Below are 13857 nucleotides of genomic sequence, written 5' to 3'. Positions count from 1 at the left end.
TGCACGTGCACAAATGCGCCAATTTAGCGGACCAATGAATCAAGAAACAAACAGCAGGAGGAAGTTCATGAGCCAAGACCGGATGCGGATCAGAACCCACACGAATACGGCCTGGGCGCGAGCCTGCTGCTGTGCGCTCACAATCGATTCATTCACAGTTGCCACTACCGGTTGCGCCAGTCTTACGCGCATGTTGTTGTCTACGGGGGACGGCACATGAGAGACGTCGTCAATGTTGGGTCGCGCCCCGTGCCATCGATCATGGCCAAACTTGTGTTGGGTGTTTGCATCGTGTTGGGTGTTGGCGATATTCAGTACGTTTACGCGCAAGCAGCCGAAGCTGGCTACGTGGCGCTCGGCAAGGGCCAGGCGGAACAGCGCATGCTGAGTCGTCTGGTTGAGATCGCGGAAGGCCCGCCACCAACAACGGAATCTCTCGCCGCAGAGTTCGGGTTTGTGTATCAGAAGGCACCTAACTACAGCGAGGGCATGCAGGACTACTACGCCACAGGGTCACTTCCGTTCGATCCTGGTTTTGCGGCGACGTACCTTCATATGCCGGCAGGCACTCTTCACGCCATGTTGGACATGCCGGCAAGGCCATCTCCAGAGAGCGTGGACATCTCTTTTAAGTTTGCCACGAAGAACGGGGAAGGTTTTCCTTTTTGCGTTTCTCGAGATGAGCTGGATACGCGGCTCAAAAAAGCCAGCTGGAGCTTTCATGTCAGGACAGTTCAGCCGCACAGCTTGCACGTAGAAGGCTATACCAAGACTTTCGGTGGCTATGACCGAAGCGCAAGCATGACGCCCACCTTGCCCAGTTGCATCACCGAGTTCAGAGTCACCTACGCCAAGGTCACCACGCCACTCGGACCCGACGCTCGCCCGACCCGCTCAACCACCCAAGGAGGAAAAAAATGACAACACCCAATTTCACCGCGACGTCGACGCTTTTTCGGAATGTCGATCCGCTAATTCCACGGAATGGTCCAGGGTTCACAGCGCTTCTGGCGGCCATCAATTCCTCCGAGGACATGCGTCAGCGGTTTGCTGCATTTCAAGCCCGCGGAGGCACCTTTCAGAACGGCGGCACGTTCTCCGAAGACGCCAGCATCTTGAATCAGGCGTTGAATTTTCAAGCGGGCACCAATGGCGCACCCGACACGATTCAGATGAGTGACGACTACTTCATCGCATTCGGCAACAAACCCACTGCGCTGGCAGAGTTGATACGGGTGGTGGGCCACGAGGTTTCTCATTCCGCGCGCGCCGTCACGGTGCGAAACGAGTACGCCGCCTTGGCGGCCGCCATTGCGGGGCAAAGCAAGACCCCGGAGAACCTGTCCGCCTACGTACGGAATGCATTGAACGTCAGTTTCGGCGACGAAGCCATGTCCTACATCGACGACTGGAATTTGCGCATCAGCGCACTCAAGGCGAGCGATCCGAACTTCAATGCGGTCCAAGCCGTGAGCTCATTGCAGTCGCAGGGCTTGCAATGGGACGCTTTGCGACAGTATGCCGATGCGACCACGGGCTTGATCGATCCCTTCGGCGCCCAACTCAATGGAAAGACGGCCTACGAAGCTGCAAAGGCCTGGACTGCTGCACAGCAGCCATCCGGCACTCAAACCGACTATGTGGCGTACTACGCCAAGAGTCAAATCCAGTGGTTGATGACCAACAACTATCTGGCCTCCAACCAGATATTGACCGTCGAGGGGCTGAGTCCGAATCGCTTGGTGCTTGCCGGCTTTCAGGGCAGTGTCCGCTTGGCGGATGCAGCGCATGCCGGCGCGTACACAGACGTTGCGGTGGGACGCGCGTCCGGCAGCACAGCGACCAGCGCTCCGGCCGACTACACGCTGACATGGCGCAACGGCAACGACTCCGTGGCGGTGCGCAGAACCTACAGCGCCAGCGCGAGCACCCCCGGAGCGTTTGTGGTGCAGGAGGATGTGCTTGTTGTTCGGAACGGGGTTACTCTGTACGTGCCGAGGATCGGGGCGTTGGGTCTTTCAGATTTGGATAGAGCCGCCCTGACTCAGGGCAACGACACGGTAGTGGCCAGGATCGTCGCATCCGAGTCGGGCGTCTATGTCGCCACGCAGAATGCTGCCGGAGGATTGACCTACTCGAACGAATCGGGACAAGCGATACAGGTGCCGCCGCGCGACATTGCACCTGGCAGCAGCGCCTCAACGAGCAATGCGGCGACCGCCCTTGCTGCCTTGGGCGCCGATACTGAAAACGAAGTTGCGCGTGAGAGCGCATGGTCGGCCATGCTGGCGGACTACCCTGAAGGAAGCTGGCTCCGAACGGATGCCGATGGAAGCATTCGGCTGCTGAGTTCCAACGACGAATTGCTGGGCACTGTGGTACGCACAGGGAATGAGACGAGCGTCGTTTCTGCCAACGGCACGCGATTGCAGGTAAGAACGGATGGATCGTTTTTGAGCAGCTATCTGAATGATGGCACCCGACTCGTCCACCAATTGCAGCCTGACGGGAGTCGTACGACTTTTGTCGAAGACGCGGATGGCAATGTCCGCTCCAGCCAGAACGTCCAGACCTTCGACGACGGCAGCACCATCGTTCGGGATGTCGATTTCTCGACCCATTTTGTGAATGAGACAGCCACCGCCACCGACGGCACTGTTCACAGCAGCGTCACGACCCCGTTCGGACAAGCAGCCAACGGCACGGAAACCAACGCCTTCACCCTTACGACCGCCAACACGCTCGCCGCGGCAGAAGAGGCCGCACATGATCCGAATGCGCAAGCCGCCCAAGTCACCCAAGGTCAGGTTGCAAGTGGTGGAAGCTGGAACCTCAGCTACAACGCCGACGACCTGAACAACGATCAGTATGTCGGTGGCATGGTGGACAACACCAGTGCCGCGGCGATCACTCAAATCCTGGCAGACGGCTGGCGTCCGGGCAACGGCAACACGGTGGCCCCGGTGATCGACCCGAGCGGCAACTTGCTCGGCAGTGGCTTGTACAACCCGGATCCTTGGCTGATCGGCAGTTGGCTCAACACGGCGAACACTCTGGCCCAATTCACACTGCCGACTGACCCGCTGGTGCTCGACCTCGACGGCAATGGCGTCCAGCTCACGCAGTACGGCACGGCCCCTGTGCTCTTCGACACCGACAACGACGGCGGCAGCCTGGAGCAGACTGGCTGGGTCAGCGCCACCGATGGCATCGTCGCTGTCGACCGCAACGGCAACGGCAAGATCGATGACATCAGCGAAACACTTTCCGAATACTTCGGTGGCGCCGCAGGCACAGGCGGTAACGCGGGAGAGAAGCGGTTCAAGGATGGCTTCGCTGCGCTGAAGAGCCTGGACAGCAACAACGACAATCTTTTCACCAGTGCAGACGCGGCGTGGGACAGTGTGAAGGTGTGGGTGGACGGCAACCACGACGGCAAGAGCTGGAACGATGCCAATAGCAACGGCGTCATCGACGGCGGTGAGGCCAGTGAACTCAAGACCTTGAGCGAACTGGGAATCACCCAGATCAACCTCGCCAACACGGCGCAAAGCGGCGAGGTGCGCGACGGCAACGAAGTGCTCGCGCGCGGGACCTTCGTGCAGAACGGGCAAACCAAGGAAGCGATCGCAGCGAACTTCCTGGCCAATCCGAATGGCAGCACCAGCAACACGTCCGGCAGCGGCACCGTCGTCAACACACAGGCAGGCACCAACACATCCGCCACCAGCTCCTACGTGGCTGGCAATGATGCAGGCGAAACCATCGATGTGACCAGCAAGGGGGTGCGCAATGCTGCGGGAGCCGATGGCAATGATGTACTCACTGGCGACGCCAATAACAACTGGCTGGCCGGTGGTTTGGGAAGCGACACTTTCAATGCAGGCGCCGGTGATGACATTCTGCTCATCGATGCGAACGATCTGCAGCAAAACATCCATGGTGGTGCAGGCACGGACATAGTTCAAGTCGTCGGCGACCGGGGTGTCATGTTCAATCTGTCTCAAGCCGAGGTGGAGGTTGCGCAGGGCGGCCGTGGCGACGACATGTTTGTGGCGGATGGCCGGAGCAGTGTTTTCATGCGGGGCGGCGATGGCAATGACGTCCTGATCGGCAGTTCAGCCGCGGACGCCTTGTCTGGCGAGAACGGCGACGACCTGATCGATGGCGGTGCGGGCAATGACGTGTTGCGCGGCCATCGGGGGGAAGACAACATTTCCGGCGGAGCTGGTGACGACCTCCTGGATGGCGGCCTGGGCGACGATGGCCTGTTTGGCGGCCTGGGCAATGACGTGCTCAAAGGCGGGGCTGGCGATGACACCATCGATGGCGGTGATGGCACCGATGCCATCGAGCTCCAGGGCAATTATTCCGAGTACCGCATTCTCAAAACCGAGGGCGGCGTCTGGATCAGCGATAACGTCGCCGGGCGCGATGGCACCGACTTTGTGAAGAACGTCGAGCGGGCCAACTTTGCCGACGTGAGCCGGGTCGAGATTCCCAGCAGCAGCAGCGTCGGGCTGGAGAACCCGCTGCCGGTCAAGGACGTGCTCAGCAAGGACAAGAACGGGATCAGCTTCGACCGCACCAATCCACATCTGATCGGCAAAGCCCAATTGCTCGCGAACGACATCGACTGGCAGGGCGATGCGTTGCAGATCGCCCAGTTGTTCGATGTCACGGGTGGCACGGCCAGCATCACCTCCGCGGGCGACGTACTCTTTACGCCCGATGCCAGCTTCACTGGCTTCATGGGGTTCAAGTACACCGTGATCGACAGCAAGGGCAACGTGGCCGCGACGATCACCGATAGCAGCACCGGCCAATCTGCCGGCATGCGCGCGGCGGTGTACCTCAAAACTCCGGACATGCCGAGCGATCCGCTGGTGACGGACCAGTGGTACTTGGCTGACGCCAATATCCTGCCTGTCTGGAAGGACTACACCGGCAAGGGCGTGCGCATCGGCCAGTTCGAGCCGAGCGGTTCATTCGGCACGACCAAGGAGGTGCTCGACTACCGACATGGCGACCTTAAAGACAACATCGACGCGCAGTGGCTGGCCAACGCGCAGCCGGGTCAGTTGGCCGGCGAAGGCAGCGAAGGTAAATTCAGCGAGCACGCCACGATGGTTGCGGGCGTCATGGTGGGCAGCAGGAACGGCATCGGCGGTGTCGGTGTCGCTTACGGTGCGACCGTGGCAGGCCATTGGCTGAGTGCCCAAGACTTCAGCACGCTGTCGAAGATGCAGCAATACGACGTGGTCAACCACAGCTGGGGCGCGGCCAGCAACTTCGACGTGAAGTTCACCCCGGCAAAGCTCGGGAGCTTGCCGGAGGCCTATGAGGACGCGATCCAGTTCGGACGACATGGATTGGGGACCGTCATCGTCACCGCCGGCGGTAATGACCGTGCGAAAGGCGGCGACACGAACTACTCCAATATCTCCAACACCCGCTCCAGCATCATCGTCGGCGCCATCAATGCGAAGACGGATTTGGGCCTGTTGCAGATCGGTGGCAAGCCCTTCTCCAGCCCCGGTGCCAGCATCCTCGTGAGTGCGCCCGGCTCCAACGTGAGTTCCACCTCTCGTCTGGTGCAAACCAGCAATGGCTCGACGTTCGGGGCGAACGAGACGGTGGCCCAAGGGACCAGTTTCGCGACACCCATCGTGAGCGGCATCGTGGCATTGATGCTGGAAGCGAATCCGTCGTTGGGGTATCGCGATATCCAGCAGATTCTGGCCATCTCCGCGCGCAAGGTCGATGACGCCAGTACTAGTTGGCAGACCAATGGCAGCAAGACCTGGAACGGCGGCGGCATGCACGCGAGCCATGACTACGGCTATGGCGAGGTGGATGCCCGTGCCGCTGTTCGCCTGGCGGAGACCTGGACCAACCAGGAGGCGTACGGCAATGAAAACAGCTTGCTGCAGCCCGTCGCATCCGGTGCCCTGAATCTGGCCATTGCGGACGGGAACCCGAACGGTATCAGCCACACGTTAACCGTGAGCAACTCACCCATCCTCGTTGAGCATGTAGAGGTCCGACTCAACATCACCCACGCTCGGCCGGGCGACCTGATTGTCAAGTTGATCTCGCCGTCCGGGACCGAGTCGGTCCTGATGAATCGGCCCGGCAAAGCACCGGGCAGCGCCGCATCGGATCGAGGCGACGCCAGCTTCAACGGATCGAGCACGCTCGACTATGTGTTCAATACAGCGCTGCTGCGCGGCGAGTCGGTGAACGGCAATTGGACCCTCAAGGTCATCGACACGACGACCGGTGACGTCGGCACGCTCAACAGCTGGAGCATGGATGTCTTTGGGGCAGTCTCCAGGGTGGGGGATGACCAATACGTTTATACGAACGAGTTTGGCCAACTGGCGGCCACAGCTGGGCGCAATGTGCTCAACGATACGAATGGGGGACAGGACACGATCAACGCGGCAGCGATCAGCAGCGCGAGCCGGATTGACCTGAGCGCCGGAACGGCGACGCTGGCCGGCGCCAACCTGACCATTCAGAACCCGGGATCCGTCGAGAACCTGATCGGTGGCGAGTTCAACGACGCATTGACCGGGAATGCTGCAAACAACACCTTGATTGGTGGGCGAGGCAACGACACCCTGTCTGGCGGGGACGGCATGGACGCACTGTTCGGTGGCTTGGGCAGTGACACCTTGGCTGGGGGCAACAGCGGCGACTGGTTTGTGATCGAGAAGGATGCCGGCGCCTCCGATGTGGTGAGTGATTTTGCAGTCGGCGTGGACAGAATCGTGGTGTCTGGATTTGCGGTGGACATCTGGTCCGCGCTGCAATTGACCCAGCAAGGTGCCGACACGAAAATTGATTTCGGCAACGGTCAAACTGTGTTGCTCAAGGGGGTGCTGCCCTCGAGCCTCGGCCCCGGCAGTTTTCTGACGGTTCCGGAGGGCTTCACAGCCAGAGAATATCTGATGGCGAACCGGCCGGCCATCGGAGCGGACGGCGCGACCGATGCCGTGCTGCCGAATGACGACATCACCATCTGGGGGGGCGCTGGTGATGATTCGATCCATGGCGGCACATGGAACGATGTGCTTCATGGCAGCGCGGGCAATGACACGCTGATCGGGGATACCACCACCGATGGTCCGGCAGGAGGCGACGATGTCATCGACGGCGGCGCAGGCGACGATGTGTTGCGGGGCGGCGCGGGCGACGATCAACTGATTGGCGGCGCGGGCTTCGACATCATCAACGGAGACGCCGGTGACGACGCGATCCTCATGGAAGGCGACGAGGCGCTAGACAAACATGCGCAGGCGGGGACCCAATTGCTTGGCAACACGACGCTGACTGGAAGCGCCCTTGTCTTTGCGCAGGTGATCGGCTCGAGTGGCAGTGATCGCTTTGTCCTGAAGGAAGACCTGTCGGCCGGCGCGTCATTGGGTCTGCTGAAAAACCTGGTGACGGACTTCAATGTGGCCGACAGCGCGGAGCGGGTCGACCTGTCGCTCGTTCGCGCGGTCCGCACCTTCGGTGAACTGAACTTCAGCACGGTGACCTACAACAACGAGTCGTACTTGCGCGTCTGGCTGGGACAGCCTGCAGCCGGAACGCAGTACCTGACCCTCAAGGGGGTCACCGCAGCACAGTTGTCCGCTGCGAACTTCATTTTCTCGAACGCCGACACACTGCCCGCGTTGTCGAAGGTTCTCATCACCGGCACCAGCGCAGACGATGTGCTCGTTGGCGATGCGGGTGGGAACACACTCGATGGTGGGCAGGGCGCGGACACCATGGAAGGGCGCACCGGCGACGATACCTATCTCGTCGACAGCGCAGGCGATGTGGTGAAGGAAGTCGCCGGCGGCGGCTATGACGTCGTCAAATCCAGCGTGAGTTACGTCCTCGGCAATGACGTTGAAGACCTGACGCTCACCGGCGTGGCCGGCATCAATGGCACGGGCAATGCGAACGCCAACCGCTTGACTGGCAATGCAGGCAACAACATTCTGGATGGCGGCGCGGGCACCGACGTGATGCGCGGTGGTGTGGGAGATGACACGTACATCGTGGACGACGCATCGGACGCCATTACCGAGCTGGACAACGAGGGAACGGACAGTGTGAAGTCCTCGGTTTCCTACACGCTTGCCGCGGGGCTGGAAAACCTGACGCTGACAGGCACGCTGGACGCTGGGGCCACGGGCAACGATCTGAACAACCAGTTGATCGGCAACGCTGGCAATAACCACCTGTTCGGATGGGCGGGCAACGACATCCTTGACGGCCAGTTGGGCGGCGACGTGATGGTTGGCGGCATCGGAGACGACACCTATGTTGTTGACAGTCGCTATGACACCGTGATCGAGCGAGCCAACGAAGGCAGCGACACGGTGGTGTCGAGTGTGGACTACAGCATCGCGGACAAGCTGAACCTCGAGCATGTGACCCTGACCGGGACGCTGGCCATCAACGCGACTGGGAATGCCGGCGACAATCGTTTGCTCGGCAACAGCGCCGACAACCTGATCGACGCAGGGGCAGGGAACGACTCCCTCAACGGAGGCAGCGGCGCCGACGTCATGATCGGCGGTGCGGGCAATGACGGCTACTTTGTGGACAACGTCGGCGATGTGGTCACCGAACTGGCGAACGGCGGCATGGACACGGTGTATTCGAGCGTGAAGTACACGTTGGCGGATTCGGTCGACGTGGAAAATCTCAACCTGACGGGCAGCAGCGATATCTGGGGTCTAGGCAACAGCGCCAACAACATCATCACGGGTAACACTGGGCGCAACCTCCTCATCGGTGACGGTGGGGTGGACATGATCTCCGGCGGTGCGGGAGATGACATTCTGGTGGGGGCCGGAACCGGACTTGAATACGAGAGCATCAACAATTCCGCCACGGATCGGGTGTGGCTCGCCTTTATGGGGGGATATCCGGGACTGCTGTCCGAAGGCAGCTTCGATTCCTTCGCTGTCAACGCGCCAGGCGGATCTGGGAAGAACACGCTGTACGGAGGCGACGGCAACGATCATTTGTACGCGGGCAATGAAGGCGATGTGCTCAATGGCGATGCCGGTGACGACAAGGTGTATGGCGGGACCGGTCAGGACAACCTGTACGGACAAAGTGGCAACGATTACATCAACGGCGGATCTGGAGACGACCGGCTCTTCGGCGGGGATGGCGCGGATCAGTTGAGTGCGGGCACAGGCGTCGGCAAGGATTTCTTGGACGGCGGGGCTGGCGACGATGTCCTCACCGCCTACGGATTGGAGGCCAACGACATCTTGCTGGGCGGGGCGGGGAATGATCGCTTGACCAGTGGCAGTGGCTTCCTTGACGGTGGCGACGGAAATGACACGCTCACGGGTGGTTTCGGAGTGGACATCCTCGTCGGCGGGGCCGGAATAGACAGGCTTGATGGAGGTGGTGGCGATGACATCATCCTGCTCGAAGGGGATGACGGTTATGTCGACGCGTCCAGCACCGCGACGAGCCCGCCGGCTCCCCCACCTGGCCTTACCCCCAACGAGCTGTTCATTTGGCAGCAAACCCATCCGACTTCCAGCGGATGGTTGGGTGCGCCGAGCGCTGGTGTTCGCATCGGCGGGGCCGGTGCAGATACCTTCCTCATGACCCCCACAGGCGGCGGTGGCAAGTATGCGGGCTTTGCCGGGGGGGAGTTCGCAATGGCCAATCTGATCTATGACTTCGACGGAAGCGCAGACAAGATCGACCTCAGCCAGATCGACTGGCTAACCGATTTCTCGCAACTCAAGACGCTCGTTTTCGATCAATCGTCGGGCCTCCCGGGCGGCCTTCACTTCACGAAAGTATTCGCGGAATTTGAAGGTCAAGGTATCGCGATCGGTTTTTACAACCTGCTGCCGGAGGCTATCTCCGCGAGCAACTTCATCTTCAAGGGGGCAGAGAACGCAACACCGCTGACCTTTGTGCCGAACGGCATCGACGCTGCCAGCGGCGTTCGCTGGGACGTGACCGGCTTCAAAACGGTAGCCATAGCGAACGCAACCCAGGGGGCAGACGCCCTGTACGGTGACAACGCGCAAGCTGATGTGATGAATGGCCTGGGAGGAAACGACACGCTCTTCGGGCAAGGCGGTGACGACATCCTGGACGGAGGCGCTGGCAATGACAGCCTGGACGGCGGCAAGGGCAACGATTCATACCTTGCTTACCGTGGAATGGGGCAGGACGAGGTCAGCGACTATGACCTGAGTCAAGGCAACATCGACGTCGTCAAGTTTGGTGCGGGCATTCTGGCGAGTGACGTGAAGGTGACGCGCGATGTCGATCACCTCTATCTGAGCATCAACGGCTCCGCAGACCGGTTGATGTTGAGAAACTGGTTCAAAGGCGTTGGATACCAAATTGAGCGGGTTCAATTCGTGGACGGAACAGTCTGGAACGCTAACGTGCTTTCCACCGTGGCGAATGGCACCGCGACCGCATCGGCTGACACGCTGTACGGCGCAGATGCGGGTGACACCCTCGACGGCCTTGCCGGCAACGATGTCATCTATGGTGTCAAGGGCGATGACACGATCAATGGTGGAGCGGGCAGAGACACCCTGGACGGTGGAATGGGCAACGACATGCTCACAGGCGGCGCAGATGACGATAGGCTGAGCGGCGGCGCAGGCAACGACGTGCTGGATGGCGGGCTAGGCAATGACAGGCTCGAGGGTGGCCTGGGCGACGATACATACGTGATGTCGCGCGGCATGGGCAAGGACGTTGCGAATGACCGCGGAGAGGCGGGCGGAGAACTGGACGTCGTGCGGATGGCGGCCGATCTCCAGCCAACGCACATACAGGTCACGCGCAACTCGCGAGATTTGATCCTGGCCATCAAGGGAACGGCCGACCAATTGACCTTGGAAAACTGGTTCACTTCCTTCAGCGACGCGGTCATCGATAGGGTGCAGTTCACAGATGGAACCATTTGGAACAAGGGCGAGTTGACAGTGATGGCGAATGGCACGCCGACCGAGAGTGCCGACACGATCTACGGCGACGATAGTTCCAATGTTTTGAGCAGTCTCGGAGGCAATGACGTTGTTTACGGGTTGGGTGGAATCGACGTGCTTAACGGTGGCGCCGGTGACGATCAACTTAATGGTGGCGACGGTGCCGATACCCTGGATGGAGGCTTGGGCAACGACGTGCTCCGTGGAGAGGGAGGTGACGACACCTACTTGATGTATCGCGGGATGGGCAATGATCGAATCGAGGAGCAGCTTGGAATTTCCGGAAACAACACCATTCGATTGGATGCGGCTATTTCTGCTGAGGATGTGACCATCTCGCGAGATCGGGCAAATATCTACTTTTCCATCAAAAACACGTCGGACAGCTTCACGCTGCGAACCAGCGCCACTTGGAGCGAAGACCCATCAACGCTAGTGCAGCGGCTGGAATTCGCGGACGGGACGTCCTGGGACAATGCAACGATCCAGTCGAAAGCCCGCGGCGTTGCCACCGAAGCGAACGACTCGCTGTTCGGAACCAACGGGGTCGACACGATCGATGGGCTCGGCGGCAACGATCTAATTGATGGTGCGGACGGGGACGATCTTGTCAATGCGGGACACGGCTCGGACGCCGCATATGGGGGCAAGGGCAATGATGTCCTGAACGGTGGAGAAGGGGCCGATCAACTCTATGGAGAAGACGGCGCAGATGCGATCGATGGCGGAGCCGACAACGATCAGTTGAACGGGGGCACAGGCAACAACGTCTACCTGTTCGGCAGAGGTGATGGCCAAGACACCATCACGTCGACCTACGACTCGACCGCCGGCAAGCTCAACGTGCTGCAGTTCAAGAGCGGAGTGCTGCCATCGGACTTGGTCGTCAAGCGCGTGACTGATGCTGGGAGCGAGAGCCTAGAGTTGAGCATCACCGGCACGACCGACAAGGTCACGGTGCGTGATTTCTTCTCTTACTCGAATGACCCAAGCAATGCCTCCAATCCGGTGCAGCAGGTCAGGTTCGCGGATGGCACAGCCTGGAATATCGCCGCGCTCCTGTCGGCGGCTTTCGCTGGAACCGCTGCGGCAGATACCATCACTGGCACGAACGGCGACGACACGGTCTATGGCCAGGCCGGCGCGGACGTTCTGAATGGAAGTGGCGGCAACGACAAGCTTGACGGTGGAACCGGCAACGATCAGTTGAACGGTGGTACAGGCAACAACGTGTATCTGTTCGGCAAAGGCGATGGGCAGGACATCATTACCTCTACCTACGATTCAGCGGCCGGCAAGCTCAATGTGCTGCGGTTCAAGAGCGGAGTGCTGCCATCGGAATTGACGGTCAAGCGCGTGACCAGCGCTGGCAGCGACAGTCTGGAGCTGAGCATCGTCGGCACGGCCGACAAAGTCACGGTGCGCGACTTCTTCTTGTTCGACGATCCCAGCTATCCCTCCAATCCAGTGCAGCAGATCGAATTTTCGGATGGCACCGTCTGGAGCATGGCCTTGATTCTGACGGCGGCTCTGGCCGGAACCGCTGCGGCAGATACCATCACAGGAACAAAGGGCGATGACACTATCTCTGGCCTGGCGGGGGACGACGTGCTGATTGGAGGCTACGGCAATGACAAACTCGATGGGGGTGCTGGAAGCGATCAACTGAACGGCGGCGCAGGAAACAACGCGTACTTGTTCGGCAAGGGTGACGGGCAAGACACCATCGTCACCAGTTATGACTCAACCGCCGGCAAGCTCAATATCTTGCAATTCAAGGATGGCGTGTTGCCCTCAGAAGTCTCGGCGAAAGCCACGCTCGACGGCAGTTACGAAAGCCTTGAGTTGAGCATCGCGGGGACGAGTGACAAGATTGTCGTGCGTGGCTTCTTTGATCAGAACAGCGCAAACAATCCAATTCAACTGGTCAAGTTTTCCGACGGCTGGTCAATTGACGCTGACGCAATCAGATCTCTCATCCGCGCGGGAACTGACGGTGCAGACCGAATTCCGGGGACTGTTGCAGCGGACACTCTCAACGGTTGGGCTGGGGCCGATACCATCTATGGGCGCGCGGGGAACGATGTCCTTAACGGTGATGGAGGCGACGACGTTTTGTACGGGGAAGATGGTGTCGACACACTCGTTGGTGGCTCGGGCAACGATACCTTGTCTGGCGGCAATGGGGGCGACGTCTACGTGTTTGGAAGAGGCGACGGCCAAGACCTGCTTCGTGAAGAGGACTGGACCCCTGGGAATACCGATGTGCTGAGCTTTGGGGCGGGAGTCTCGGTGGATCAGTTATGGTTTCAGAGTGTGGGTAATTTTCTTGAAGTGAGCATCATTGGAACAAACGATAAGGTGTCCATTCAGAACTGGAATCTTCAGTATTCGGGCTCGACTCCATATCCCCATCGTATTGAACAGTTCAAGACGAGCGACGGCAAGACTTTGCTTGACAGTCAAGTCCAGAATTTGGTGAATGCGATGGCGAGCTTCTCTCCACCTGCGGCCGGGCAGACTACGTTGCCAGCGAACTATCAGAGCAGCTTGAACTCCGTCATTGCCGCCAATTGGCACTGAGCGGTGCCCGGAGCGCACCAGACGAAGCGTTGCCAGTATTGGCTGTGGCCCCGTCGGCGAGCGCGCGTCGGTTTGCTTGTGTCTCACATGGTCGGTGCCGTCGTCGGCGTGCGCGGCCAGTGGAGCAAGCTGAGCTACGACTCTTCATTGGTGCACTGGGCAGCAAGCTTGAGGGCTGACGAACAAGGCGAGGGCCGAAGGCATGAGGCGTTGAGGCGGCGATGTTACCGTCGCCCGACGGGCCGCTGCATCGTCGACGCCGCGTCAGCCCCCTCGCGTCTTC

2 protein-coding genes are annotated in these 13857 nt (G+C 60.1%); both read left to right on the top strand.

Features of this window, described 5'->3' with window-relative positions:
• The first annotated feature begins 216 nt into the window (after positions 1–216).
• Positions 217–921 carry a hypothetical protein gene (locus ABIC94_RS07195; RefSeq protein WP_354372347.1) on the top strand — a complete coding sequence of 235 codons (705 nt, stop codon included), beginning with the start codon at positions 217–219 and terminating at the stop codon, positions 919–921.
• Positions 918–13574, top strand: coding sequence for a calcium-binding protein (locus tag ABIC94_RS07190; RefSeq protein ID WP_354372346.1), 12657 nt, complete (start codon positions 918–920; stop codon positions 13572–13574). The genes ABIC94_RS07195 and ABIC94_RS07190 overlap by 4 nt, the downstream gene beginning before the upstream one ends.
• Positions 13575–13857: the final 283 nt, after the last annotated feature.

It is taken from the genome of Variovorax paradoxus (assembly GCF_040544635.1).
GTDB lineage: Bacteria > Pseudomonadota > Gammaproteobacteria > Burkholderiales > Burkholderiaceae_C > Variovorax > Variovorax paradoxus_R.
This window is presented reverse-complemented; position numbering and strand designations above follow the sequence as displayed.

Bases quoted from the DNA above. Each gene is read 5' to 3' on its own strand.
- ABIC94_RS07190 (WP_354372346.1), top strand. From the start codon at position 918: ATGACAACACCCAATTTCACCGCGACGTCGACGCTTTTTCGGAATGTC.
- ABIC94_RS07195 (WP_354372347.1), top strand. From the start codon at position 217: ATGAGAGACGTCGTCAATGTTGGGTCGCGCCCCGTGCCATCGATCATG.